We start from the raw sequence: 25,984 nt of genomic DNA, 5'->3' as shown, positions 1-25,984 counted from the left end.
ACCAGGATATGGAACGTCCCGACGGCATGGCCGCCCATCGGACCGCGTGGGTCGACCGCGTGCTGGCGCTGGCGATCGATCACGACGCCACTTCGCTGATCGCGCTAGCGCGCGCGATCACCGAGGGGAGTCAACTGAAACGCGACGGCATCGGGATCGATCTCCCCGACGCCGAGCGTGAGATCTTCGACCGGGCGCTCGCCGGTCTCGAGGACGCCGTCTTCGTCCATCTCTCCGAACACGAGCCGACCGAGTCCGACCATCGCGAGCTGATCGGATTCGTCAACGACCGACTGGCCAAGGACGAGGAGTACCTCGGCGAGCTCATCGGGCGCTCCGATCTCACCCCGCTCGAGCGCGCCGTCCTCTTCGACGAGTTCCGCCGCGAACTGCATTGGATCGGCGGGGTGGTGGCGTGCCTCGACGAGGAGGAACGGGCCGAACCCGACAAGATCGCGCGCGTCGAGCTCGATCGCGTTCAGCGTCGCCTGCTCGAACTTCCCAGCTCCAATTCCGGTCGCGATGGACGCAAGATCGGGCAACTCCACGTTGGCCACCAACAGCTCCAGCGCGCCTTGCTCGTGCGCCGGCTTCACGAGGAGACCTCGCTCTCGGTCGAGGAGGGAACGCCCGCCGAACGTTGGCAGCGGCGTTTTCAACTCTCGCGACTTCAATCGGACATCGCCAGTCTCACCCAATCGCTCGACGAAGCCGACGACGCCCACGATCCCGATCAGTGGGCCACTCCCGAGGACTGGGACGAACCGCTGCGCTGGGCTCATGAGCTCTCGACCTACCGCCATCGACTCGCCAGTTCGGCGGAGGAGGCCCTGCTCGACCTCGACCCGCGCCTGCGTCGCGACAGTTGGGAAGAGGTCATCATCACCGCCCAGGGCGAATCGAACGAGATCACCGCGTCGCTGGAGGAACGGGATCTACCGTCCGCCGTGCGCGTCCTCGAGATGGCCCAGGACGATCTCGAGGTTCTCGCCTCGACGGCCGATCGCCTCGAGAAAGGGACCGACAAGCAAGTCGAGTCGGACGAGCGGGTCGGCAACTGCCGGCGACGCATGAACCGGCTGCGCCGGCTCAATCGCAACGAATGCCAGGAGAAGCGGGTCTCGCTGCGGCTCGAACAACTGATCGGTCGCCGGGCGGCGAGCTTTCTCGAGAACACCATCCTCGTCCTGATCTTGGTGATGGCGGTGGTCATCTCGCTGGAGATGATTCTCGAGAGCACCATCGGACTGAGTCACACGCAGATCCTCTTCTTCGCCGGCGCGGACCTGGTGATCTGTTCGATCTTTCTCAGCGAGTTCTTCCTGAAGCTCTCCTTGGCGGAGCGGCGCGGGCTCTACTTCATGCGGCACTGTCTGGTCGACTTCTTTGCCGCCATCCCGTTCGGCTTTCTCTTTCACTCCGTGACGATCATCGGCAACTCGTCGCTGGAGGCGGTGCAGTTGATTCGGCTGGCCCGGTTCGCGCGTCTGTCGCAAGTGGCGCGTTATGTCCGCGTGGCGCTGCCGGTCGTGAGGTTCTTCCGTCTTGTCGCCTTCACCCTGCGCGCCGCCGATCAGTTGGTGCGTCGGCACGCGTGGCTGCTCAACCGAAACATCATCCTCTTCGAGCCGAACCTCACGCACGAGGAGCCCTGCCCCTATCGCTGGCGACTGCAACGGATCCGGGACTATTACCAACAACAAGCGACGTCGGTCTATGACGAACTCGAACTCGAGGACCAGCTCACGTTGCTCGACGATCGGATGAACTGGTTGCGGACGCGGGTGGCGATGCTTCCTCCGCCGCGCGTCGCCGAAGGGACTCCCGAGCCCCCCGGCGGTCAAGGCATTCGGGCCGAGGCGGTTATCGATCGCCTGATCGAGATGACGCCCGAGGAGCTTGTCGAGCGGATGGGGTCGCCCTTCGCCGAATCGATCAGCCGCTACGTGAAGATGCTCGACGTCCCGCTGATCCGTCGCATTCCGTTCGTCCGCGAGTTGGTCGCCAATCGTCAACAGGGCGCCAGTGAGGTCGCCGCCCTCGCCTCGAACATGCTCGGCCACGGGCTCCGCGGCATGCTGGACGTCTGCTACTACTTCGCCGACTTGCAGGGAACGATCACCGGCCCGATCTTCATCGATCGCCTGGGGACGGCGATCACGAAAGCGACCAATCGGCCGGCCAAACGATTGCTCATTCTCGGCGCCGCTCTCTTTCTCTTTTACGTCGTCATCCGCATCGTTCCGGTTCCCAGCGTCGTCATGTCACTGGTCGAAAAGCTCGAGCGACTTCTCGGCGTGCCGGTGATCGTGCTCGGCGTGGTTTGCTTCGTCCTGTGGCGGGTGGGAGTCTGGCTGCAACAGATCGCCAACCAAGCGAGCGACTTTTGCGAGCGCGTCGTCGAGGCTCAGTTCGCCTCCCACACCAAGCAGGTCAAGGCCCGTCACCGCGACGAGGACTTCGCGATCCTGCGTAGCCGAGTGATCCGGCCGGAGATCGCGCTTCGCACCTGTGACGATCTCCCTGGGGAGAACGCTCCGCTACTGGCGACCGAGGACACCAGCGTTCTCAAACCGAGCGAGAGCCTCTTCGTCTCGCAAGTCGAATTTCTGTACGAGGACTACCTCGACGGCTCGCTCTTTCACCGCAACGACACCAAGACGACCACGCAGCTCTTGGGGAATCTCGCGCTTTGGAATTTCCGGCTCAGCGACTCCGCCCGCTCCGAGCGTGACGAACGGCGCCTGTTGGCTCTCGACTTGGGGCGAGCGGGAAGTCTCTTCGGCGGGCCCTATCTTTGGTTTAACTACATCACGCGGATGATCGCCCAACACACCGCGAAGCTGCTCGTCGACTACAACCGCCAGGCGCTTCCGCTCGACCGACTGCAATGCGCCGCGCCGCGCGTCCGGCGCAAGTACCGCCGCTGGCTCGCCAAGCGACTCGAGGTCGATCCGCAAGCGGTCACGCTTCCCGAACCGCTCTCGGTTCAGAACGAAGCCGATGAGGAGGAACGGCTCCGTCGCCACGAACGCGCCAACGAAATGTTCGAGACCCTCGACTTCACCGCGTTGGACTTCCTCACCGAGAACCCGGCTCGTGACGAGCAGATTCGCGAAAAGTACGGCGATCACGTCGCCTACCTGCTCAAACGAGACCGAAGGGAGAACGTCCGCCAAGCGTTCCGCTCCGCCCCGCTGCACGAAGCCCCGATCGCGGATCGGACGTTCAACCTCTACCAGCTCTACGAGACTTACTTCTCCGGCGGCAACGTCATCGTGCTGCCCCTACGGGTTTGGTGGCGGACGATGCAACTGCTGGTCTACCTGCTAAGACGGCTCACGCGCGTCATCGTCGACACGCTCGACCCACGTCTGGACGGCCGAACGATCAAGCGCGTCGACAGCTTCGGGGTCGCCAAACGCAAGATTCATCGCATGCGCAAACCGGTCTTCATGGAGTCGCTTTGGCTTCGCTCGCGGTTCGACATCGAGTATGTCGGCCTCGACTTGCCCGATGTCCCGATCGAACGGGAGATGGAGTCGACGCTCGACAAGGATCTCGACTTCATCGAAGCGAGCCGGCGCGACCGCCTCGTGGCTGAACGACTACGGCGCGAGCATCAACGACGTTTACGCTGGATTCACGACTGGCTTCGCGAGTATGGCTGCAATCATGACCAGTTGCCGACCTATCTCCAGCGACATGCTCCCCATCTCGTCGATCGCAGCGCCGAGGTGACCCGCGCGGTCGTGACCGCCTTTGTGATCGACTTCGACGATATCTACTCGCTGGCCAGCGCGATCGACGGCTTGCGACGGATCATGGTCGAACTCTCCGATCCGACCAACGACGGCGACCGGTTGCCGTGGCGTCTCCCCGATCGCGTCGCCGGCAAGCGCAACGGCTGGTACCTCCCGCCGAAACGGTCGCGCAAGCTGGACGGGCTCTTCGAACTGGCATGCTTCCCCAAAGGCGACGAAGCGTTCCGCAAACGGGTGAAACGCTGCCTGAAGAAGCACCGCTCGGAGGTGAAGGGTTGGGTCAAGATCGCGCTCGATCAGGGAGGTGATGATCCCGTCGAGGTCTTGCGCTCGCGACTGGCGTCGATCATCCGGAGGACCGACCTCTGGAGCGACCAGCTCATCGGACTGCGCGCCATCCAGACCCTAACGATGCTCGACGTTCATCGCTATTGCGAGATGGTTTGGAAGCTCGGCGATTACGACCAGATCGAGCCGATGCCGTTCGAGTCTTCCGATGTCGCCGAGCAAGCCGAGGGAGCCGCGTAGCGGTCGGCCACGCTCTTACGTCATGCGGGCGACACTGGCGGCTGGACGCAACCCCCGCGATAGATCGACCCACGCCGCGCTACGTCGATTCCGGAAGGTGGAACTCGACCCCTTGGGCGAGCGGTAGTTCGCTGCCGTAGTTGATCGTGCACGTCTGCCGCCGCATGTAGGCTTTCCAGGCATCCGAGCCGGCCTCGCGGCCGCCGCCGGTCTCCTTTTCCCCTCCAAACGCGCCACCGATCTCCGCCCCGGAGGTGCCGATGTTGACATTGGCGATCCCGCAGTCACTGCCCACCGCGGAGAGGAAAGCCTCCGATTCGATCACGTCTCGGGTGAAAATCGACGACGAGAGCCCTTGGGAGACGCCGTTTTGCAGCGCGATCGCCTCGTCGAGCGACCGGTAGCTCATCACGTAGAGGATGGGCGCGAAGGTCTCGTGCCGGACGACCGGGAGGTTGTTGGGCACGCGAACAATGGCGGGCTCGACGAAAAAACCGCCCCCCTCGCGGCGTCCGCCGCCGACGAGCACCTCTCCCCCCTGTTCCCGCACATGCATGAGCGAGTTCGCCATCGCCTCGCAAGCGGCTTCGTTGACGAGCGGGCCCATCAAGTGACCCGGTTGCATCGGATCGCCAATCGGGATCGAGCGATAAGCGGCGACAAGCCTCGGGAGGAACGCGTCGAGAAGCGACTCGTGTACGAGAAGTCGACGAAGCGTCGTGCACCGCTGCCCCGCCGTCCCGACCGCGGCGAAGAGAATCGCTCGCAACGCCAACTCCAAATCGGCCGAGGGGGCGACGATCGCGGCGTTGTTGCCTCCCAGTTCCAAGAGAGAACGGCCGAGACGTCGCGCGACGACCTCGCCCACGCGAGCCCCCATGCGCGTGCTGCCGGTCGCGGAAATCAAGGGCAGCCGCCGGTCGGCGATCATCGTCTCCCCAATCTCCTCGGCATCCCCGAGACAGAGCAGAAAGACGTTCTCAATCCCCGCGTCGACGCAGATCTGATCGACCAGCCGGGCGACCGCGAGGGACGTGAGCGGTGTTTCGGGAGACGGTTTCCAGATCATCGTGTCGCCACAGACCGCGGCCAGCGCCGCATTCCAGGCCCAAACCGCGACCGGAAAATTGAACGCCGTGATGATCCCGATCGGACCAAGCGGGTGCCACTGCTCCATCAGTCGATGAAGCGGACGCTCGCTGGCGATCGTCAGTCCGTGGAGTTGCCGCGACAGGCCGACAGCGAAGTCGCACATGTCGATCATCTCTTGGACCTCGCCCTCGGACTCGGAGATCGGCTTGCCCATCTCGAGGGTCAGCAGCTTGGCCAAAGGAACTTTCATCGCTCGAAGGGACATTCCGAACTTTCGGACCACTTCCCCTCGTACTGGTGCGGGGAGACGACGCCAAGCGCGGAATCCTTCCTGGGCGCGGTCGACGAGATGACCATAGTCCTCACGGGTGTGAAGACGGACGGTCGCCAGTTCTTCGCCGGTCGTCGGATTGATCGACGGGAACTCGTGACCGTGAGCCGGGGCGCCCCTGGAATAAAGGGATTCTGGAACGAGTCCGAGAGTGGAAAGCAATCTATCCAGCATGGATCGCTCCCGTGTGGTGAAGAAGCGTACCTGTCGTTGATTCTCTCGAATGAACGGCACAAAGAAGGGAAGATCGGCGTCCAGAAGTGACCGACGCCCACACGCTGATGTATTATACCTCTCCACGGGGGGGCCCATCACGTGGGAATGGGTACGAACACGACGGCGCCGTCGTCCTGGCAACGTGAGAGACGGGCTTGGGACGCGGGCCTCAACGATCAAGTGAACCTGGAATCCATGAGTGAACCGGCAAGCAACATTCGGCAACTGATGACGCGATTCTCCCAGCCGGGACGCGTCGAGTGGATCGGTCGCAGCGCGACGCGACGGGCGACGATCGAGTCGTGCGCGGACGTCCTGCTCGAGGAAGGAACCGGCATCCAAGGCGATCATCACGCCACCAGTGGCCGCTCCAAACGCCAAGTGACGCTCATTCAGCACGAACACCTCGCCGCGATCGCTTCCCTGATCGGACAGCCCGACGTTTCCCCGGAACAGCTTCGCCGCAACATCGTCGTGTCGGGAATCAATCTACTGTCGTTGAAGTCACTGCGGTTTCGTATCGGCGAGACCCTTCTCGAAGGTACCGGCCTTTGCGCTCCCTGCTCGCGAATGGAGGAGACCCTCGGCAAAGGGGGGTATCAGGCGACCCGTGGACACGGCGGAATCACCGCGGTCGTCCTCGAGGGTGGCCCGATTCGGGTTGGAGATGCGGTCCGTCCGGAACAATCGCTGGAGATCGATGCATGAGCAGCAAGTTCGCTCACCCCGTTGGCATCCTCATGCTGACGGCGACCACCATGTTGGCCCTCGGAGGTTGCGACCAGTCGGCGCCACCGGCCGAGCAATCGCTGGAAGACTTGAAGGGACAGGTCTTCACCGTCACTCTCGCCGAGGATTCGCCGCTAAGCGGCGCGCTGCAACTACGTCTCTCGGAGTGGGAAGCGCAAACGGGATCCGAAGTCCGCTTCACATCCGACCGGGAATCACCGAGCGAACTGATCGTGCTGGGTGGAACCGAACTGCCAACCACCCCGAACATCACCATTCCCGAGAAGTTGGCCAAAGCGACCCAGTTCCCCGCGAAGTACCGGCTCGTCTTCGACCGCTTCCGCGACAAGGCGGTCGCCGTGCCACTCGCGACCGATCGTCTCTTGCTCTGGTATCGTCGCGATCTCTTCGAGAACGAGGATCTTGAGGCGACCTTCAGGGAACAGACCGGCAAGAGCCTCGCGCCACCGGAGACCTGGGGGGATTTCCTCACGCTGGCGACGTTCTTCAAGAACCGTCCCGAAGTCGCGTACGGCTGCGTCGAGGCGATGGATGGCTCCCTCGAGGCAAATCGCAACTACCTCGCTCGAGCGGCCGCGTACGCCAAGGCGGAGAAGTGGAGCAGTTTCATCGTCGACTCCGAAACGGGGGCGCCGCGATTGACGACGCCTGGCTTCGTACGAGCCCTCTCCGAATGGATCGCCGCGAAGAGCTACTCGCCCGCCGCCGACGGTACGGAGATCTCGGACACGCGCGCACGTGAACTCTTCCGCGACGGCCAGGCCGCGATGCTGTTGTCGACGCTGCCACCAACGATCGCCGACGGAAAACCCCGCTCGGAGCAGTGGGATGCCTCGATCGCGGTGGCCTCTCTTCCCGGCTCTCGCACCGTCTACGCGATCGACACGGGCCAAGCACTCCCGGGCGAGAAGGTCAATCGGCCGGTCCACTTCGCCACGACAGGATGGTACCTCGCGCAGCGAGCCGACCAACCGAGTGATGCCAACGATCGACTGCTCGGGTTTCTCACCGATCCCAAGGAGAGTGCGTATCTAGTGCAGGCGAGTCGCCGAGGCATTCTTCCGATGGAGCCGACGCTCTTGACCGAGCCCGGCCGATTTCGGGGATTTGGCCTCTCCAACCGGACGGTGGGGGAACTGTTCGAGTTGATTCGCAGCGGTTTCTCGGCGGACAACTGGGTCGCCGACTTGCGAACGACTCGCTCCGCCGAGTTGCAGTCCGCCCTCGGGCAGGCTCTTCAAGAGGCTCTCGCGGGAAAGTCGTCGCCCGAGAAGGCCCTCGCGAAAGCCGAGAGCGCCTGGACGGAACTGTTGAAACCTGGTTTGAGCGAGTTCTTGGCGGAATACCGAGCCAGTCTCGGTCTCCCTCCGCTGATCACCAAGGAGTGAGGCACGCAGCGAGCGTCGATGCCGTCCGAACTGGGGGTGGTTCCAACGTTGGTGTTCGTGCAATCCTGTTCCATTGGCACTGGCTGACAAGCAACCAGTGGCACCCGGTGAGGGAGAGTCCGGCTCGGAAAATCAAGGGTGATTCGTGAAGACGAACCCCCTCACCCCTAACCCCTCTCCCACAGGGAGAGGGGAACAAGAGGCTCACTCTCCCACAGGGAGAGGGGAACAAGAGGCTCACTCTCCCACAGGGAGAGGGGAACAAGAGGCTCACTCTCCCACAGGGAGAGGGGAACAAGAGGCTCACTCTCCCACAGGGAGAGGGGAACAAGAGGCTCACTCTCCCGCAGGGAGAGGGGAAGCTTAGAGCTTGACACTTAGGCCTAAATGGACCACTGGCCGCTCGTCAGCCAGCAACCCCCGACCGTCGCACGATCAGTTGTCGGCCGACTTGCCCTTCTTCGACGCGCCTCGACCCTGGCCGCCGGCGCCGCGAGGACGTTGAGCATCCTCGCGATTGCGGAACCGCTCGCGCATCGAGTCGACGAACTGCATGAACTCGTCCTTGCTCACTTGCCCATCGTTGTCAGCATCGGGGTTGGGGCGATTGCCTCGCCCGCCGGCCCCCTTCTGAGAGGCCTTGCCGGCACCACGACGCTGGCTCTTGCCCGCTCCTTTGCCTTGCCCCTTCCCGGCGCCTTTGCCTTGCGCCTTGCCGGCCCCTTTGCCCTGTCCCTTCTCGGATGCTCCATCTCGCTGGCCACGCTGCCCCTGGCGACTGCTCCGGGCTTCGCGCAAGGCCCGCATCGCGTTGGGAAACTCGGACTCGGAGAGGAAGCCGTTGTTGTCGGCATCGGCGGTCTTGAATGCCTGCAGCGCCGATTGCTGACGCGACTCCTCGCGATCGGCCGCCTTGCCCGCTCCCTTGCCCTTGGCTTGACCAGGTCCGGCCCAAGCACTTCCGACCACCACCAACGAAGCCACCGTCGCTAACGCCACGCTCTTCATCCGAGTCCCCTTCTGTTCGTTTCGTCGCGTGGCACCAGAGCCAATCCACGACACGATCTTCAACCCCATCGAATGAAACACCGAAGGAGCGGGTTGGTTCCGCGGTTTGTTTCGCGAAGACAGCGACGCGGGGGTTGGTTCTCAGCCCAAGGACGGACTACTCCCTCGGTTTGCGCATCGCCCAGACCAGACGCCCACCCACCGCGATGATCGCGAGCGGGATGTACGCGCAGAGCATGTACCAGACGAAGAGGACCATCGTCGCGGCCAGACGTCCGGCCTCGACGCGGTCGGCGCCGATTTTCACCGAGAGTTTCTCGCTCTCGATGAGTTCGGCCGTCTGGTCGACCGCGCCCGCCATCCCCTCGGGCTTGTTGACGAGACCATAGACGCTCGTGAAGACCTGGATCGCGAAGAAGGTCCCGATGATGATGAGCAACAGCCCGAGAGCTTGGCAAACGAAACGCATGAACGCGCCGACCACCCCGCTGGCCTGGGTCTTCGCCAGGCCGTCGGGCGTTTCAATCATCGGGTCATCCATCAGTCGGTCAGTCCTTCCCGTTTGATGCCGGACATCTGTTCCAGGGCAAGCATCAACGCTTGGGTTCCCTTACGGCCGAACCCTTGTGCCTTGACGGCCTCGTAGAGCTGTTTGGCGAGCGCGAGCCCCGGAAGCGAGAGCCCCATCATCTCGGCCTCGGCCAGCGCGATGCCCATGTCCTTGATGAAGTGTTCGACGTAGAACCCAGGCTCGAAGTCCCCCTTGATGATCCGGGGACCCAAGTTGTTGATCGACCAGGAGCCCGCGGCTCCGCTGCCGACCGATTCGAGCACCTTCATCGGATCCAGCCCCGACTTGTAAGCATACATCAGGGCTTCGCAGACGCCGATCATCATCGGGGCAATCAGCATTTGATTGACCATCTTGGTGTGCTGGCCGGCCCCGGGGCCCCCTTGGTGCTTGATCGTCTTGCCCATCGCCTCGAAGCAGGGCATGACCGCCGCGACCGCTTCCTCTTCCCCGCCGACCATGATCGAAAGGGCCGCGTTCTTCGCGCCGACGTCGCCTCCGGAGACCGGCGCGTCGACGCTGAAGACACCTTTGGCCTTGGCCGCCTCGGCGATCTCTTCGGCGAGCGACGGCTGACTCGTCGTCATGTCGACCAGGATGTTGTCGGCTTTGGAACCGGCCAGCGCGCCCTGCTCCCCGAGGAAGACTTCGCGCACGTCCTTGGGAAATCCGACGATCGCGAAGATGACGTCGGCGTTCTCGGCCACCTGCTTGGGCGTCTCGGCCCACGTCGCCCCCTTCGCCAGGAGACCTTCCGCTTTCGACTTCGAGCGCGTCGTGATCGTCGCCTCAAACCCCTTGTCAACCAGGTGGCCACACATCGATTGGCCCATCACGCCGGTCCCAATCCAACCAATGCGCGTCTTTCCCGGTGTGCACGTCGCCAGCGCCATCGCTCGATTCCCCTTTTGTGAACATGACTTCAACTTATCCGCTGTTGTATGCGCCTCGGGGGTCCGATCCATAAAACGACCCTCATGGACAAACCCGCCGCGATGGGAGCGCCCCCGCGCTCTCTTTACGATCGCAACTTTGCCCTGACGTTCATCGCTCAATCCCTTTTCGTGCTCGCCAACACCCTCTTGGTGCACTACGCCCGCTGGATCGCGTTTCTCGGTGGTGACGAGCTCGACATCGGATGGGTGATGGGATTCGGGGCCGTGACCGCGCTCTTGGTACGCCCTTGGATCGGCCTATGGATTGATCGCCTCGGTGCGTTGACGATGTGGATGGTCGGTCTGACCCTCTTTATCATCTCGGCGCTGACCAACTTTCTCCTGGCCGATGTCGGCGTTTCCATCTACGTGGTGCGATCGCTCAACGTCATCTCCACCGCGATCTTCTTCTCGGCGAGCCTGACGTACATCACGCTGATGGCCCCGCCCGATCGACGAGCCGAGGCGATCGGGACACTCGGCGCCGCCGGCTTCGTTGGGATGATGTGTGGCCCCTGGTTGGGCGACTGGTTCGTCGAGGACGGCGATCGCTCGTTCGGTGACTTCTACGCGTTGTTCGGTTCCGCGGCTGGAGCGATCGCGATCGCGCTGGTGATCACCTACTTCGGGCTGCGAGAACCTCCCCACCTTCGAACCCGAAGCTCCCTGAAGGTCCGCCACTTCATCGAGAACTTTATCCGCTACTGGCCCGGCGTGGTGCTTTCGGCGAACGTGATCTTCGGCGTCTGCCTGACGGTTCCGTTCGTCTTTCTCGCCCGCTACCTCGACGTGCTCGACATGGGAGGCTACGGGGTTGGCGAGTTCTTCGTCGTTTACGGGGGTACGGGAATCACCGTCCGGCTGGCGCTGCGGCGACTCCCCGATCAGATCGGATGGCGAAAGATGCTCCTGGCGGGACTATGCGTGCTCGGGGCGGGAATGTTCAGCTATCTGCTCGTCGATCCCAACGAGCCCTGGACGATCCTCATTCCGGCGACGGTGAGCGGCATGGCCCACGGGTTGGTCTTCCCGTCGATGATGGCGCTGGTGACCGAACCGTTTCCGAACGAAGCTCGGGGCACCGGGTCGGTCTTGGCGATCATGTCCCTGGACACGGGAATGGTGTGTGCCCCACCGTTGATGGGGGTGATCGCTTATACCTTGGGATACGGCTGGATGTTCACCCTGACCGGATGTGCGACCTTCGCGGTCACGGCGTGGATCCTGGTCAGCAGTCTCAACGACGGGACGCTCTTTCTCATTCCCGTCGCCGCCCCCGCCGATGAAGTCACCGCCGTGAAGTAGCAAGATCCCTCGTCGCCCCGTCGGCAGGGAAGCTTACGCCTCCTCGACTTCCGGTTCCGGCTCGGGATAGGGCTCGCGCACCGGCTGGACGAAGTAGGGACCACGGCCCTTGCCCTGGGTCAGTTCTTCGCACTTGGCATCGGCGGCGGAACGCTCGGGATAGGGGAAGGTTGCGACTTGCTGGTTGTGACCATCGAAGATGCCCCACACCATTCGCATCCGTTCCGCGGCGGCTTTCGCCTTCGATTTGGAGGTGCGCCGAGTGGCCTTCTTCTTGGCCTTGGCTTTCACCTTTTTGACCGGGGCATCACCGCTTGCTTCCAGCTTCTCCGCGGCTTCCGCCTGCTTGCGAAGCTCGACACGACTTGGGGATTTCGACGATCGACGCACCATGGGATGTCAGTCTCGCTCGGTTCCACTTGACCAAGTGCGAAGCCTCTCCCCGTCGAGGTAAGCGGTCCAATCGGACCATCCACATCCGCGTCACGGGTCGTCGATGTCGGCGATCGGAGCGGGCGCGTCTCGTGTCTAGGAACAAGACGTCGCGTGCCCACTTCGGAAAGCCACTTGGGTTGCCCCATCGCCAGACGGCCTGGAAAGCCAGCGGGAGGTGCTTCGCATTCGCTTAGTATAGGTCCGATGCGTCCTGAAACCAGCCATCGAGCCCAGCCTCACCGAGGAGGCGATCGGCGACCCGCTACGAAACCTCTTCCGATGGGCCGATCCTCGACTCGATCCGGGCCACCGCCCACGTCGCGGCTTCGCGGACCAGTGGCTCGGAGTCGTCCATCAACCCCAATAGTGCGGGAAGATGCTCCCGAGTCCCCTCGTTTCCCGCCAAAATGGCCCCATTTCGCACCAATCCCTCCCGTCCGGTCCGCGCGATCGGCGACTTTCGGAAACGCTCGCGAAAGCTCTCCTCGGTCAACGCCAGGACCTCCTCTAGCGGGATCGGATGACGCCCCTCCACCGGCACAAAGGCACGATCGCTCGTTCGCGGCGACTTGCGATTCCACGGACAAACGTCCTGGCAAACATCGCAACCAAAGAGCCAGCCATCCAGTTGCGGTCGCAACGACTCCTCGATCGGGGAGCGATGCTCGATCGTCAGGTAGCTGATACAGCGACGGGCATCGAGCCGGTAGGGCCCGTCGAAGGCATCGGTCGGACACGCATCGAGGCAGCGCCGACAACTCCCACAGTGGTCGGTTTCGAACGGAACATCGACCGCCAAGTCCACGTCGAGGAGCAAACCGCCAAGGAAAAAGAAGCTCCCCAGCCGCTTGTTGAGCAGGAGAGTATTCTTGCCAATCCACCCCAATCCCGCCAATCTCGCATAGTCTCGCTCCATCACGGGAGCACTGTCGACCACCGCGCGGGTTCGGACCGAGGGAGCCTTGGCACGTAGCGCGATCGCGAGTCGCTTGAGGCGTTGGCGGATGACGTCGTGATAGTCTTCGCCACGGGCGTAGCGGGAGATGCGCGCCGTGCCTGGCGGCGGCGTCTCGTCATCGTCGGTCGCGTAGACGAGAGCGACGATGACCAGCGACTTGGCTCCCGGAAGGACCAGGTTCGGGTCAGCGCGGGCATCGCGGTTCTTCGCCATGTAGCCCATCTCGCCGTGTCGACCTTCCGCCAACCAGCCGTCGAGGTGATCGATACCCATACCGGGAGCGATCGGCGCGATCCCGACCTCGTCAAAGCCGACAGCGCGCGCCTGCCGCTTGATCCACGCGGAGAGTTCGTCGCGGTCGATGGCTTCGCTGTCGGGCTCCAAGATCGTCCTCACTCCGGGAAGGTCGTGACCCGGTTCATTCTTGGGACGACCATGCCGCCGACCAAGCCAAACCGTCGAAATCGTCAGAAACGACAAGACCCTTCAACTTGGGAAAGCTTCACAACCGATACAAGCAAGAGACGCGCGATCCTGTCGGACGTGACGATCCGCCCTGTTGAGTGGAACCATGGTACGGACCACGAAGCGATTCCTACTCCTGATGCCACTGCTCTTGGTGGCCGTGGGCTGCAACTTCCAGCGGCGGGCGCAGAATCCCTTTCCCGGCGTCTTCCGCGTCGTGGTCGCCCCCTTCAACGACAAGACCGGCGGCGCCGCCGGTCTCGACACCTTCGAGATGACCCGCATCTTCGCCAGTGAGGTCCAGCGCGTCCCGACCTTCGAGGTCGTTCCCGTCGAGGAAGTGATCCAAGTCATCGGCCCGAACCTGACCTTCCCGACCAATCAGCCGGAATTGGCATTCGCCCTCGCGCGGGCGGTCCACGCGCAAGCGGTCATTGTCGGGGATGTCGTCCAGTACGAAGCCTATTACCCGCCGACGGTGACCCTTCACTGCGAGATGTACGCGATGGTCACCGGCAAGTCCGAAGCGGTCGTCCTCTCCGAGCCGATCCCCGTCGCCTCGCCCTTGGCACTCCCCGCCGGGATCATGCACGGCTGCGAGAAGCTCAAGTGCAAGTTGAAGGGCAAGTGCGGCTGCGAGCGTCTCAAGTACCGCTCCCTCGATACCGGAACGCCCTGCCCCGACGGCTGCCCGGTTCCGTGCGACGAGTGTGCTCCGGGCATGATCGAGTCTCCGGAGTTCGTTCCCTCCGAGGGGACGTTGAGCCGTCACCGCGCGACCGACATTCGCATGGCCAGCGCCTCCGGTCAGGAACCGGGCGGGGTAAGAACCGCGCAAGCGACCACGCAAGACGCTCCCGCCGGGGAGAAGACGGAACAAGAACCTCAGGGCCCCACGACAGTCGCGGTCACCGGTTCCGCGGCGGAAACGCGCGCGGGGATCTATCCCGGCTACCAAGTCTCCGTCGCCAGTTCCCCCGTCGCTCTTCCGGTGGTCGAACCTTGGGTGGTGCGGCACACGCGCGTCTTCGATGGGAGCAACGGCGGAACCGTCAAGAAGCTCAAGGAGTACTACTTCTTCCGGACCGATCTCCGCGGAGGAGCCTGGGAGGGCTATGCATTGCGGATGGACGATTACAACAAGTTCTGCTGCAACCGCATGCTCTACGAGATGCTCGCCGCCGCCGGGGGGGAATGGGTCCCGCTGCGCGGCATCGCGATCCCCCAGCCCTGGCAACCTTGGCCTTGGCAGTAACGACCAACCCGACAACGTCGAGTGTCCTGATTGGTGAACTCATTGCCCAAAGAACTCTTGGGTGCCATGCCCACGCTCGTCGTGGGCATGCTAAATAGCCCCACGCTCGTCGTGGGCATGCTGAACACGCCTCCAATTCAGCACACTCGCGCACGAATGGGGAACGAGATTTGATGAAACGAACTTGCCAATCAGCACACTAGTAGGACTCCCCGTCATGGACGAATGGGTGGACCGCTTTCTCGATCACCTGCGAATCGAACGCAATCGATCCGACCACACGGTGAAGAGCTACTCCGAGGATCTCCGGGCCGCGCGGGAGTTCTGGGCCGAGACGCTCAAGCAGTCACCGCCGATCGACGCGATCTCGACGTCACTGGTTCGGGCCTTTCTCGCCCACTTGCACGCCTCGGGATACAAGGCGAGCAGCATCTCCCGACGACTCTCGGCGCTACGCTCCTTCTTTCGCTACATCTGCCGACAGGGAGCCCTCGAACGCAATCCGACCGACGGGCTGCGTGGTCCGAAGATTGGACGCTCGCTGCCGACGTTCATGGCATCGACTCAGATCGAAACGCTGCTGGAGGCGCCGCCGGGCGACAAGCCGCTCGGGCTTCGCGATCGCGCGATCCTCGAGACCGCTTATGCCGCCGGGCTGCGTGTCAGCGAGTTGGTCGGGCTCAACCTCGACGATCTCGATTTGCAAGAGGGAGTGATCCGCGTGCGCGGTAAGGGGAAGCGGGAACGCGTCGGGCTCTTGGGCAGGCACGCGATCGCGGCCATTCTCCGTTGGCTCTCCGTGCGGCAACCCGACGAGACCGCCAAGCGCGAGCACCAAGTGGCGCTCTTTCTCAACAAGCACGGAACTCGGCTCTCGGCACGTAGCGTCGGCCGAATGCTCGAGAAGTACCTCAAGCAAGCCGGTCTCGATCCCAGGATCAGCCCACACACCTTGCGGCACACCTTCGCGACCCACCTCATGGATCGCGGCGCCGACATCCGCAGCGTGCAGGAACTCCTCGGTCACGCCAGCATCACCACGACGCAGATTTACACCCACGTCTCCACCGATCGCTTGCGCAAGGCCTACGACGAAGCCGGACCGCGGTAGACCTCGAAGACTCGCTCAACGGCCCGTCGACCGAGTCGATGCCGTCCGCGAACCGGACAATCCTTCTCTGAGGAAACCGCCGCCAACACACCGGTTCCATCATCTCTTGGGGGTCCGATGCCCACGCTCGCCGTGGGCCTATGGAAAAGACTCACGCTCGCCGTGGGCCTATGGAAAAGACTCACGCTCGCCGTGGGCTTACAGGAAAGACTCACGCCCTAGGAGGAACTCTCGGCGTCGGGAGTGGCCGGTTCGGGCTTGTTGGCGCGAAAGACGGAATTGATGGACTGTCCGATGCCGGCGGCGAAGGAATACGCGGAGTCGGCCGCCTTGCCTGCGACGTTGACGATCCCCCCACCAACACAACGGGCAATCTCGCTGGTGACGCCAAACGCGATCGATTGCGTCGCCTTCAACGCCGAGATGATCGCCGACTTGCGCGTCCGGGCATCCCATCGCCGCAGACTGCGACAACGTTCCTTCGCCAAGTAACCAATACGGATCAGGACCAGCGCGTTGGTCGAGCCGTCGACGACCGGACCGGCGACGGCACTGGTGAGCCCGCCCACCGAACGGGCCAGCAGGTTGCCGAGCGAATCGGTGACATTCTGAAGGACGCCGGCAAGGGCGGTCGCGATCGAAACATCTCGGCAGATCGCGAAGGTCCCGAGGAAGCCCGGACGCCCGTAGTAGAGCACCGCGATCTCGGTGACGAGCCGGACCGAACGCCAAAGCATGACGAACGCGTCGAGGGCTCCGTTGGGCGAAAGAGCGGTGGCGACGCCGACCGCGAGCGACTCCTGGTAGATCAACCGGTCGACTTTGTTGTCGACGTCGACCAGGATCGGTGGAATCGTCCGTTCGCCGAAGGCGGCCAGTTCGGTCACGCGCTCCCCGGCGGGGGCTTCGGAAACGATCAGGTTAGCCGAGAGCTTCGCCAGCTCGTCGCGAGCGTTGGCGATCAAGTCGCTCTTGTCCTTGAGTTGCTCGTTCGTCGAACAGGACTTTAGGTACCGCTCCATGTACTTCGCCTCGGCGCGAAGATGCGAGGGGCGGACCGAGTCGGCCTCGGGGATCTTGGGCGGTTCGACCACTTTCGGTAGGAGCAGAAAACGAATCACCGGGACCGCGACCAAGAGCACGCCGCCGACGACCACCGAGATATAGAGGTAGCCGACGAAGGGGTGAATCGAGTGAGTCATCTCGTAGAGTCGGGTTACTTCGCCCAGAAAGACGATCGAGACGACAATCGACAGCCCGAAGAGGACGAGCTTCGCGGTGGCGAGGAATCGGTGAAGGTGATTCCAAAGCGTGAAGGACGGTTGGGCGGGCTGGGTGGCGGTGGACATCGGTTCGGCAATCCCTTGAGAACTAGCGTTACGGGATGGTGTAGGTCTCTCTTCGCCGGACGTCAGCGGATCTTGGAGAGAGCGGGCCTTCGCGCCTGGGCCTATGAGTCCCACGGCCAGTGACATCTTTTTTTTCGGCGAGCGGTCACGTCATCCGAGACTTCTTGCGGCTGCGCCGCACCGGTAGCGAAGCAACCGGTGCTAGCCCGGGCGTTTTTCCCGTAGGTCAGGCCATTGCCTGACTCTTCGGATCGATCCCGTCGCTCCTGTCACGCAATGGCGTGACCTACCCGCCGACGCTCTTCACCTCTCCTTGGGGAGAGGTCGGCGAACGTCGTGTGCCGGGTGTGAGGCGAGCGGTCACGTCATCCGAGACTTCTTGCGGCTGCGCCGCACCGGTAGCGAAGCAACCGGTGCTAGCCCGGGCGTTTTTCCCGTAGGTCAGGCCATTGCCTGACTCTTCGGATCGATCCCGTCGCTCCTGTCACGCAATGGCGTGACCTACCCGCCGACGCTCTTCACCTCTCCTTGGGGAGAGGTCGGCGAACGCCGTGAGCCGGGTGTGAGGCGAGCGGTCACGACATCCGAGACTTCTTGCGGCTGCGCCGCACCGGTAGCGAAGCAACCGGTGCTAGCCCAGGCATTTTTCCCGTAGGTCAGGCCATTGCCTGACTCTTCGGATCGATCCCGTCGCTCCTGTCACGCAATGGCGTGACCTACCCGCCGACGCTCTTCACCTCTCCTTGGGGAGAGGTCGGCGAACGCCGTGAGCCGGGTGTGAGGCGAGCGGTCACGACATCCGAGACTTCTTGCGGCTGCGCCGCACCGGTAGCGAAGCAACCGGTGCTAGCCCGGGCGTTTTTCCCGTAGGTCAGGCCATTGCCTGACTCTTCGGATCGGTCCCGTCGCTCCTGTCACGCAATGGCGTGACCTACCCGCCGACGCTCTTCACCTCTCCTTGGGGAGAGGTCGGCGAACGCCGTGAGCCGGGTGTGAGGCGAGCGGTCACGTCATCCGAGACTTCTTGCGGCTGCGCCGCACCGGTAGCGAAGCAACCGGTGCTAGCCCGGGCGTTTTTCCCGTAGGTCAGGCCATTGCCTGACTCTTCGGATCGATCCCGTCGCTCCTGTCACGCAATGGCGTGACCTACCCGCCGACGCTCTTCACCTCTCCCTGGGGAGAGGTCGGCGAACGTCGTGTGCCGGGTGTGAGGCGAGCGGTCACGTCATCCGAGACTTCTTGCGGCTGCGCCGCACCGGTAGCGAAGCAACCGGTGCTAGCCCGGGCGTTTTTCCCGTAGGTCAGGCCATTGCCTGACTCTTCGGATCGATCCCGTCGCTCCTGTCACGCAATGGCGTGACCTACCCGCCGACGCTCTTCACCTCTCCTTGGGGAGAGGTCGGCGAACGTCGTGAGCCGGGTGAGGGAGTTTCCGCCGCCGTTGGACAAGGACAACTACTTCGTGCCTTCGTGGAGATTGCGGAAGTAGTCCTGGGCATGGTCCCGCAAGTCGCGGGGGACTTTCTGACGACTGATCGCCTCGTTGGCGGAGCGCTCGGCGGCCGCGACGGCGGCTTGGATCTCCGCCTTGCTGTCCCCCTTGAACGACGGCGCATTCATCCGGCCGGTAATGTAAGCCTCCCCCGGACGGAACTTGGTCGGACTCTTGGTCCTTCGCCCACGAGTGTCGTCTTCGGCCTCGGGCCGGTCACCTTGGCCGTTTCCCTTGCCAAGCCCCTCGCCCGGTCGACGCCCGTCCATGCCATCGCAGAGCCCGCCGCGACATTGGGCGAGATCCTTGGAGACCTCGTCGAGCCAACGCAGCGACTCCTCGTCTTGCGAAAGTTCCTTGAGGATCTGTTCGGCCATGTCGAGCGACTGCCGCAAATCGCTCGCGGACGCTTGCGAACCGGCTCCCTGATTCTGCCCTTGGCCCTGTTGCCCCGCCTTGTTCCCCATGCACTTGGAGCACTTGCCCATCTGCTTGGCGAGGTCCTTGAGTTGCTGGAGGCTCGCTTTTTTCTTGTCGAGCATCTTCTGAAGCTCTTTCGGGACGCCCGCCTTGGCCATCTGCTCGAGACGTTTGGTCTGCTCGGCGACGCGGTTGAGACGCTGCTGCATCTTCGCGAACTGCTTGCGAAGCTCTTCCTTCTTCTCCGGGCTGAGCTTGCCGGCCTCGAGTTGCTTGCGGAGTTCGTCGAGTGCCTTCTGGGCCTTGGAAAAGTCGCCGTCGCGGAGGGCCCTGGCGAGCGACTCCCCCGGGCCACTCTCTGGACGGGGCATTCGCGATAGGGCTTGCTTGATCGCTTCGACCGATTCGAGCTGTTCGCGGCGTCGTTCGATCTCTTGAGCCAGGTCGCTCAGTTTGAGCAGCGCCTGTTTGGCCCCGAGATCCTTGTCTTTCCGTAGCTCCCGGTGAGCCTGCGTGATCTTCTGCTCGAGAGCGGCGAGATCCTCGGCCTTGTCCCCTTCGGGCAGCGACTTCTTGCGTTCGGCCATCCGTCGTTCGAGGACCTTGGCCTCGCGTTCGACGACATCGCGTTCTTCCACGGTGGGCGGCTCGTCCGACTTGGCCCACCACGACACCGGTTCGGTGGGAACCGTCATCCCAATCGCAAGTAGGGCGACGCATGCGGGGACCGGCGTCCAGCCGTGCCGCGGAATGCGCAGCGGGCTCGCTTCGCGCGGATCGACCCTTTCGAGTTGACGCTCGACATCCGCCGCGAGAGCCTGGCCCGCTTCCGACTCGACCGACTCGGGGTCGAGAGCCAGCAGCGTGCTGATCCGCTCGCGGAGTCGAAATTGGCGGTCGACCCAGAGGGCGGTCTCCAATCGCGAGGGCCCACGCCAGACGATCGTCACGACGGCGGCGGCGAGGCTCAGGCCCAGCGAGATCAGTAGCGACGTTCCCATGCCCCCACTTACGCCAACAAAACGCGCGATGACGAGAGCCACACTGGAGCCGAGCAGCGTCACCGTCAGCGTGCCCAGGAAGACCGAAAGGGCCTCGCGAGTGGCGAGTCGCCAGCGAATACGGCCGAGTTTCTTCAGCAGGGATTCGGACATGGGAATACCTCTTGCGTGTGACGTGCGAGTCCCGCCTATTCTACACCCTCTGCCCAACCAGATAAACGGCTACCGAAGCCAAACTGCCCTTGAGCTCCGGCCGCGTCCTCGGATCGAGTGCATTCCACCCTCCCCACGTCTCCTCCGCTGGGACCAAGGTTTGAACAACTTCGATGACGCCCCGGCTTTTGCGTGATACAACACGGTTCCACAACCTAAACATCGAACCGAGCTAAGCGAGGAGGACTCCATGTCCACAAATGGTGCGTTGAATCGAAAACTCCGGATGGCACTCGTCGGCGGTGGACGCGGGGCGTTCATCGGCCGCGTTCACGCGACGGCCGCGGTCCTCGACAATCGTGCCGCCCTCGTCGCCGGGGCTCTCTCCTCCGATCCGGCCAAAGCCAAGGAATCGGCCCCCGACTACGACATCCCCGAGGACCGCGCCTACGGTTCCTACAAGGAATTGATCGAGAAAGAGCTCGCTCTTCCCGAGACCGAGCGGATCGACTACATCTCGGTCGCGACCCCGAACCACACCCACTTCGAGATCGCCAAAGCCGCCGTCGAAGCCGGCTTCAACGTGGTCTGCGACAAGCCGCTAACGTTCGATCTGGCCCAAGCGGAAGAACTGCTCAAGGTGGTCGAAGGCTCGGATGTCGTCTTCGCCGTGACCCACAACTACACCGGCAATCCGCTCGTGCGCCAGGCCCGCGACATGATCCTCGGTGGCGAATTGGGCGAGATCCAGTCGGTCCGCGTCCACTATCTTCAGGGTTGGCTCCGCACCCGTCTCGAGCTCGAGGGGCAAAAGCAGTCCTCTTGGCGGACCGACCCGTCCAAGTCGGGCATGGCTGGCTGCTTCGGCGACATCGGCACCCACGCTTACAACCTCGCTCGGTTCATGACCGGCATGATTCCCGAGAAGATCTCCTGCCACCTGAAGACCTTCGAGGAGGGTCGCCAGCTCGACGACTTCGGCCACGCTCTCTTGCACTTCGACAACGGGGGCCTCGGCACGATCACCGCCTCGCAGATCTCCCACGGTCGCGAGAACGATCTCTTCATCGAGATCGACGGGACCAAGGGCGCTCTGGAGTGGCGTCAGCAGGACCCCAACCGGATGATCTACCGCGAAAACGGCAAGCCGCATCAGATCTACTATCGCGATCCGAACGCGCCCTTTGCCAGCCCGAACCACGCCGCCTGTTGCCGGACACCCTCGGGGCACAACGAGGGATACCTCGAAGCCTTCGGCAACATCTACTGCGCCGCGTTCGACGCGATGATCCAGCGGGCCACCGGCGAGTCGTTCGAAAAGGTCAACACGCTCTACCCGAATGTCTACGATGGCGTCGAGGGGATGTTCTTCATCACCCAATGCGTCTCCTCGAGCGAGGAGGGTGGGGTCTGGCTTCCGATGAAGCACCCCAAGGCTCGCCCGTAGGACCGACGCCCCGCTAGCGTACACCACCAACTTCGAGGATCGAATCAGGAGGAACCGACCGTGGTACTTACACCGTCAACCATGTTGGAACTAGGGACCAGCGCCCCGGACTTTTCGCTGACCGACACCGTTAGTGGCAAGACCGTCTCGCTCGCCGATGTCGCGACCGGCAAGGGCCTGTTGGTCATGTTCATTTGCAACCACTGTCCCTACGTCAAGCACCTGCGCGACGGGCTGGCGGCCTTCGCGAAGGAGTACGGCGAGAAAGGCCTCGCGATTGTCGGCATCAGCTCCAACGACGTCGAGGGCTACCCCGACGACAGTCCCGAAAAGATGAAGGAAGAGGCCGCGTCGGCCGGGTATACCTTCCCCTACCTCTACGACGAGACCCAGTCGGTCGCCCATGCCTACCGCGCGGCATGCACACCCGACTTCTTCCTCTTCGACAAGGACCGCAAGCTCGTCTACCGCGGTCAGTTCGACGCGAGCCGTCCCGGAAACGACATCCCGGTGACCGGCAAGGACATGCGTGCCGCCGCCGACTTGGTCCTCGCGGGCGAACCGATCCCCGCCGAGCAAACGCCGAGTATCGGCTGCAACATCAAGTGGAAGTCGGGCAACGCCCCCGACTACTTCAACGGCTAGTGCTCCGATTGGTCAGTTCATTGCCGAAAAGCCTCTTGGGTGCCGAAAAGTCTCTTGGGTGCCGAAAAGTCTCTTGGGTGCCATGCCCACGCTCGCGTGGGCATGCTAAGAGGACTCACGCTCGCGTGGGCATGCTAAGAGGACTCACGCTCGCGTGGGCATGTGCGAAACCCCCGATTCGCGCAAAAGTGCCCCCAAAACGCCCCCGGTTTCGACACGTCTTTAGCCAAACTCGACCATTTCGATCAAAAACAGCCCCCAAACCGTTCCGGTCATCGCGATCGAATGGCATGCCCCGATCAGGGTGCCTTTGTCACATTCGACGGCCGTGAGACGGCATTCGCCACCCTGGACTCGGCATTCCCTTACGCACAACAGGCAAGACCGGCCGATTGGGAACAATGATGATTGTTGGTAGGACGCCAACATTCGCGAGGCCCGGTGCACGTCGCTCAATCAGGGCTAGTCGGCGGAGGGATGGATGATGGTGCGAACTCTCATGGCAATCGCGGCGTTGCTCACGGCATGTGGGGCAACTTCCGCGGAGGAACGCGGATCGTCTCCGACCGAGACGCCGTCAAGCTTCTTCACGTTCACCAGCACGGTGGACGAAGCGCCGCCGGCCACGGCAGCGCCCAATCAACCGACCGAGGTGGTCACCGATCCCGAGGACCTTCTCTCGTCCCATTTGGTCGGAGAGAACTGGGAAAACGTCAGCACGATCGGCCCCTCCTATCGGGTCGAGTACGTCAATCCCTACAAGGCGTGGTACGCCGACGCGGACGCCAAGTTCCTCTGGATCTCCAACCCCGGAAGCCTGCAGATCGCTTCCGAAGGGACCGTGTTCAATCCAACGCCGCCGCCGATCTTCGATCCACCGCTCGCGACCCTCAATGCCGATCAGCTCGACTTCCCCTTCGGTGCCGGTGGCCAGATCCGCATCGGACGCTTCGTCAACCGCGACACCAGCGCCGAGTTCTTCTACTACGGCATTGCTCCCTCGCGAGCGGAAGCCCTGCTGGTTGTTCCCGTCGATGTCACGGGAGCGTCGGACTTCCTTCCCGGAGCTGTGACGACGATCGACGGCGAGCGGGGCGTCAACGCCTTCTACTCGTTCCGAATCAACAACTTCGACACCAACCTTCGCCGCTGGATCGACCTGCGAAACAACAAGAAAGCGTCCCTCTTCGCCGGATTCCGCTTCACCAACATCCAGGAATACTTCGGCCTCGACAACTCCTTCATCCCGGGAACGAACGCAAACAATGGTATCTCCTACGACGGCGGTATCTTCCGCAATCGCACGTCGACGCGCAATTACTTGCTCGGTCTCGATGTCGGGGGAACGCTCGACGTGATCAAGTGGGGACCGGTCGACTTCGGCGTTCGCGGCAGCACCGCCTTCATGGCCAACTTCGCCAGCATGAATTCCCAGCAGTTCTCGACCACTGACAGCGTACTGGTCGCGTTCCCGTCCATTGTCGTTCCCCCGGAACGCAATGCTTCGGACACGGAGTTCTCGTTCATGCTCGAGCTCGGCTTGCAAACCAAGCTTCGGCTCTGCCGCAATCTCTGGGCTCGGATTGGTTATGACTTCACCGTGATCACCGGCCTGGCGCTCGCTTCGGAGCAGTTGACCGCCAACTATCTCGTGCCCGGTGGATCGGCGACCGTCGTCCAAGATGGGGCTCGATTCCTGCACGGACCGACGATCGGTCTCGGCGTCGAGTGGTAGTCACGCGCGTCGCGAACCCGCCGGCGTAGGCTCTACGCCGCGCGGCGGAAGGGAACAACATCCGGGGATTCGTCCGCGACATCGTTCCCGTCGCTTCCGAGCGTCCCCTCTTTCCCCAAGAAACGGGCGAGCCGCGTCAGTCCCTCCCGCAGCTCGCTCAGCTCTCCCGCGAACGAGAATCGCACGAACCGTTTGCCACTTGGACCACACGAGTCGCCGGGCAACAGCAGGACATCCTCCGCGTCGAGCAATGCCTCGCTGAACGCCCGCCCGGTCGTCGCCAAACGGCTCACGTCGGCCCAACAGAAGAACGCCCCGCCCGGTTCCTCCAGTTCGAACCCCATTCCGCGTAGCGTCTCGCAAACCCAAGTCCGTCGGTGGCGGAACTCCTCGAGGCGCGCGTGACGTCGCGCCAACGGTTCGCGCAGCGCCAAGAGCGCGAGCCGTTGAGAGGCGGTAGGAACGAAGGGACAGTTCGCCAAGAGTGAGAGAAGCAGCGTCTGCACGAGATGCCGACAACCCGCGAGGTAGCCGATGCGATAGCCCGCCAAACCGTGGCTCTTGCTGAAGCTACTGGCGGTGATCGTCCGGTCGCGGGCCTCGGGGAGACTGGCGATGCTGTGATGTTGGCCGCCGTAGACGAAGTCCTCGTAGACCTCGTCGCTGAAGATCAGTACGTCGTAGCGACGGCACCACCAAGCGATCCGTTCGAGGTCCTCCAGACTCAGTACACTCCCGGTCGGGTTCGACGGCGAGTTCAGAAAGAGGACGCTCGCTCCGCGCAGCGCACGGCGAAGCCCCTTCTCCTCGACGCGGAGCCGGCCGCTCTCTTGCTCCGTCCGGACGAAACGAATCCACGCCCCGCGGTTCATCGCCGCCAAGCGGTAAACGAAGAAGGTCGGGTCGAAGAGCACCACCCGCGACCCGCGATCGACGAAACTGTCGAGCATCAGGCCAATCGACTGACTCACGCCATTGGTGACGAGAATCTCGGAGGAGGGATCGACCGCGACGCGATTGCGCGTAGCGAGTTTCTCGGCGATCGCCTCGCGCAGTGACTCGAGCCCACGAACCGGGGGATATCCCTGATCGAGGGAGAACTGTTGCTGAAATCCCGCCAGCAGCGCCGAATCGGGCGAAGGGGCGGCAATGGAGAGATCGATCACGTCCGAGGAGGCGCGGTCGAGCAAGGCTTGTGCGGTCCGCAGCTCGACGTTGGGCGAACCGAGCACGCCGTGGCTGTAGTAACGGAGGTAGTCGACACCATCCCCCATCACGGCGCGGATGGAGGGAAGTCGCTGCGCAACACCCAGCTTGATCATCGCTTTCGCCACCGGTGTCCAAATGGGCATCGGGCGGACCTCCGCTATTGGTAGGAATGAGGCGTGCGCTCATAGCGAAGCAGCAAAAGTCTGTAAAGAGCAATGCGAGCGGGGAGCGATCGAAAGTCTCCTCACCCGCCGCCAGGTGCTCCATCGCTCGTCAATCTGGGTTGGCGAAGCGAATGAGAGGTTCCGAGGAGAGGTTCGCGGTCACTTAAGAGACCCCCTCTATCTCCCCCCTTGGACAAGGGGGAGCAAAAGGAAGTTTCCCTTGGACAAGGGGGAGCAAAAGAGGTTTCCCTTAGACA

Annotated in this window: 18 protein-coding genes; 9 read left to right on the top strand and 9 right to left on the bottom strand. The window is 63.1% G+C overall.

Going from position 1 to position 25,984, the window contains the following annotated elements; translation table 11 throughout:
- The first annotated feature begins 8 nt into the window (after window positions 1-8).
- Window positions 9-4,292, top strand: coding sequence for a hypothetical protein (locus Pan216_RS07105; protein ID WP_145256778.1), 4,284 nt, complete (start codon window positions 9-11; stop codon window positions 4,290-4,292).
- A 79-nt stretch (window positions 4,293-4,371) separates the two neighbouring features.
- Here the strand turns inward: Pan216_RS07105 and amaB are convergent, their stop codons facing one another.
- The gene (gene amaB / locus Pan216_RS07100) at window positions 4,372-5,889 is read right to left on the bottom strand and encodes an L-piperidine-6-carboxylate dehydrogenase (protein WP_145256775.1); all 1,518 of its coding nucleotides are present in this window, start codon (window positions 5,887-5,889) and stop codon (window positions 4,372-4,374) included.
- A 237-nt stretch (window positions 5,890-6,126) separates the two neighbouring features.
- Between amaB and Pan216_RS07095 the strand changes: the two genes are divergently transcribed.
- Together Pan216_RS07095 and Pan216_RS07090 are read left to right on the top strand one after the other, a co-directional pair.
- Entirely contained in the window at window positions 6,127-6,639 is a 513-nt protein-coding gene (locus tag Pan216_RS07095; protein WP_419193359.1) for an MOSC domain-containing protein, read from the top strand.
- Entirely contained in the window at window positions 6,636-8,069 is a 1,434-nt protein-coding gene (locus Pan216_RS07090) for an extracellular solute-binding protein (RefSeq protein ID WP_145256773.1), read from the top strand. Before Pan216_RS07095 ends, Pan216_RS07090 begins: the two co-directional genes overlap by 4 nt.
- 435 nt (window positions 8,070-8,504) lie before the next feature.
- Here the strand turns inward: Pan216_RS07090 and Pan216_RS07085 are convergent, their stop codons facing one another.
- From Pan216_RS07085 to Pan216_RS07075, 3 genes are all read right to left on the bottom strand, one after another.
- Window positions 8,505-9,077, bottom strand: coding sequence for an EF-hand domain-containing protein (locus Pan216_RS07085; protein ID WP_419193358.1), 573 nt, complete (start codon window positions 9,075-9,077; stop codon window positions 8,505-8,507).
- A gap of 157 nt (window positions 9,078-9,234) precedes the next feature.
- The gene (locus tag Pan216_RS07080) at window positions 9,235-9,618 is read right to left on the bottom strand and encodes a hypothetical protein (protein WP_145256768.1); all 384 of its coding nucleotides are present in this window, start codon (window positions 9,616-9,618) and stop codon (window positions 9,235-9,237) included.
- Complete coding sequence (locus Pan216_RS07075) at window positions 9,618-10,541, bottom strand: NAD(P)-dependent oxidoreductase (protein ID WP_145256765.1); 924 nt, start codon at window positions 10,539-10,541, stop codon at window positions 9,618-9,620. The genes Pan216_RS07080 and Pan216_RS07075 overlap by 1 nt, the downstream gene beginning before the upstream one ends.
- Before the next feature lie 84 nt (window positions 10,542-10,625).
- Here Pan216_RS07075 and Pan216_RS07070 point away from each other — a divergent pair, with 84 nt between their 5' ends.
- Window positions 10,626-11,888, top strand: a complete 1,263-nt coding sequence (locus Pan216_RS07070; RefSeq protein WP_419193357.1) for an MFS transporter — start codon at window positions 10,626-10,628, stop codon at window positions 11,886-11,888.
- 33 nt (window positions 11,889-11,921) lie between these two features.
- On the opposite strand, the gene Pan216_RS07065 is transcribed toward Pan216_RS07070, so the two are convergent.
- Together Pan216_RS07065 and queG are read right to left on the bottom strand one after the other, a co-directional pair.
- The gene (locus Pan216_RS07065; RefSeq protein ID WP_145256760.1) at window positions 11,922-12,281 is read right to left on the bottom strand and encodes a hypothetical protein; all 360 of its coding nucleotides are present in this window, start codon (window positions 12,279-12,281) and stop codon (window positions 11,922-11,924) included.
- Window positions 12,282-12,585: 304 nt separating this feature from the next.
- Window positions 12,586-13,677, bottom strand: a complete 1,092-nt coding sequence (queG, locus tag Pan216_RS07060; RefSeq protein WP_419193356.1) for a tRNA epoxyqueuosine(34) reductase QueG — start codon at window positions 13,675-13,677, stop codon at window positions 12,586-12,588.
- Window positions 13,678-13,852: 175 nt separating this feature from the next.
- Here queG and Pan216_RS07055 point away from each other — a divergent pair, with 175 nt between their 5' ends.
- The gene (locus tag Pan216_RS07055; protein ID WP_145256754.1) at window positions 13,853-15,001 is read left to right on the top strand and encodes a hypothetical protein; all 1,149 of its coding nucleotides are present in this window, start codon (window positions 13,853-13,855) and stop codon (window positions 14,999-15,001) included.
- Between the two features lie 217 nt (window positions 15,002-15,218).
- Window positions 15,219-16,112, top strand: coding sequence for a tyrosine recombinase XerC (gene xerC / locus Pan216_RS07050; protein ID WP_145256750.1), 894 nt, complete (start codon window positions 15,219-15,221; stop codon window positions 16,110-16,112).
- A gap of 218 nt (window positions 16,113-16,330) precedes the next feature.
- On the opposite strand, the gene Pan216_RS07045 is transcribed toward xerC, so the two are convergent.
- Window positions 16,331-17,461 carry a YcjF family protein gene (locus Pan216_RS07045; RefSeq protein WP_419193355.1) on the bottom strand — a complete coding sequence of 377 codons (1,131 nt, stop codon included), beginning with the start codon at window positions 17,459-17,461 and terminating at the stop codon, window positions 16,331-16,333.
- Window positions 17,462-18,916: 1,455 nt separating this feature from the next.
- Complete coding sequence (locus tag Pan216_RS07040) at window positions 18,917-20,527, bottom strand: hypothetical protein (protein ID WP_145256744.1); 1,611 nt, start codon at window positions 20,525-20,527, stop codon at window positions 18,917-18,919.
- A gap of 250 nt (window positions 20,528-20,777) precedes the next feature.
- Between Pan216_RS07040 and Pan216_RS07035 the strand changes: the two genes are divergently transcribed.
- From Pan216_RS07035 to Pan216_RS07025, 3 genes are all read left to right on the top strand, one after another.
- Complete coding sequence (locus tag Pan216_RS07035; RefSeq protein WP_419193354.1) at window positions 20,778-21,974, top strand: Gfo/Idh/MocA family protein; 1,197 nt, start codon at window positions 20,778-20,780, stop codon at window positions 21,972-21,974.
- A gap of 60 nt (window positions 21,975-22,034) precedes the next feature.
- The gene (locus Pan216_RS07030) at window positions 22,035-22,619 is read left to right on the top strand and encodes a thioredoxin family protein (protein WP_145256741.1); all 585 of its coding nucleotides are present in this window, start codon (window positions 22,035-22,037) and stop codon (window positions 22,617-22,619) included.
- A 481-nt stretch (window positions 22,620-23,100) separates the two neighbouring features.
- The gene (locus Pan216_RS07025; protein ID WP_145256738.1) at window positions 23,101-24,354 is read left to right on the top strand and encodes a BBP7 family outer membrane beta-barrel protein; all 1,254 of its coding nucleotides are present in this window, start codon (window positions 23,101-23,103) and stop codon (window positions 24,352-24,354) included.
- A gap of 32 nt (window positions 24,355-24,386) precedes the next feature.
- Here Pan216_RS07025 and Pan216_RS07020 read toward each other — a convergent pair whose 3' ends face one another.
- On the bottom strand, window positions 24,387-25,706 hold the full coding sequence (locus Pan216_RS07020; protein ID WP_145256735.1) for a pyridoxal phosphate-dependent aminotransferase: 1,320 nt from the start codon (window positions 25,704-25,706) through the stop codon (window positions 24,387-24,389).
- Window positions 25,707-25,984 lie beyond the last annotated feature (278 nt).

The sequence above is a fragment of the Kolteria novifilia genome, assembly GCA_007748055.1.
Classification (GTDB): Bacteria; Planctomycetota; Planctomycetia; order Kolteriales; family Kolteriaceae; genus Kolteria; species Kolteria novifilia.
The sequence above is the reverse complement of the archived record's forward strand: the minus strand, read 5'-3'. Positions and strand labels throughout refer to the sequence as shown.

What these genes read in the sequence shown, in the direction of transcription:
- Pan216_RS07105 (WP_145256778.1), top strand. Translation starts at nt 9, where the DNA reads ATGGAACGTCCCGACGGCATGGCCGCCCATCGGACCGCGTGGGTCGAC.
- amaB (WP_145256775.1), bottom strand. Translation starts at nt 5,889, where the DNA reads ATGCTGGATAGATTGCTTTCCACTCTCGGACTCGTTCCAGAATCCCTT.
- Pan216_RS07095 (WP_419193359.1), top strand. Translation starts at nt 6,127, where the DNA reads ATGAGTGAACCGGCAAGCAACATTCGGCAACTGATGACGCGATTCTCC.
- Pan216_RS07090 (WP_145256773.1), top strand. Translation starts at nt 6,636, where the DNA reads ATGAGCAGCAAGTTCGCTCACCCCGTTGGCATCCTCATGCTGACGGCG.
- Pan216_RS07085 (WP_419193358.1), bottom strand. Translation starts at nt 9,077, where the DNA reads ATGAAGAGCGTGGCGTTAGCGACGGTGGCTTCGTTGGTGGTGGTCGGA.
- Pan216_RS07080 (WP_145256768.1), bottom strand. Translation starts at nt 9,618, where the DNA reads ATGGATGACCCGATGATTGAAACGCCCGACGGCCTGGCGAAGACCCAG.
- Pan216_RS07075 (WP_145256765.1), bottom strand. Translation starts at nt 10,541, where the DNA reads ATGGCGCTGGCGACGTGCACACCGGGAAAGACGCGCATTGGTTGGATT.
- Pan216_RS07070 (WP_419193357.1), top strand. Translation starts at nt 10,626, where the DNA reads ATGGACAAACCCGCCGCGATGGGAGCGCCCCCGCGCTCTCTTTACGAT.
- Pan216_RS07065 (WP_145256760.1), bottom strand. Translation starts at nt 12,281, where the DNA reads ATGGTGCGTCGATCGTCGAAATCCCCAAGTCGTGTCGAGCTTCGCAAG.
- Pan216_RS07055 (WP_145256754.1), top strand. Translation starts at nt 13,853, where the DNA reads ATGGTACGGACCACGAAGCGATTCCTACTCCTGATGCCACTGCTCTTG.
- xerC (WP_145256750.1), top strand. Translation starts at nt 15,219, where the DNA reads ATGGACGAATGGGTGGACCGCTTTCTCGATCACCTGCGAATCGAACGC.
- Pan216_RS07045 (WP_419193355.1), bottom strand. Translation starts at nt 17,461, where the DNA reads ATGTCCACCGCCACCCAGCCCGCCCAACCGTCCTTCACGCTTTGGAAT.
- Pan216_RS07040 (WP_145256744.1), bottom strand. Translation starts at nt 20,527, where the DNA reads ATGTCCGAATCCCTGCTGAAGAAACTCGGCCGTATTCGCTGGCGACTC.
- Pan216_RS07035 (WP_419193354.1), top strand. Translation starts at nt 20,778, where the DNA reads ATGTCCACAAATGGTGCGTTGAATCGAAAACTCCGGATGGCACTCGTC.
- Pan216_RS07025 (WP_145256738.1), top strand. Translation starts at nt 23,101, where the DNA reads ATGATGGTGCGAACTCTCATGGCAATCGCGGCGTTGCTCACGGCATGT.
- Pan216_RS07020 (WP_145256735.1), bottom strand. Translation starts at nt 25,706, where the DNA reads ATGCCCATTTGGACACCGGTGGCGAAAGCGATGATCAAGCTGGGTGTT.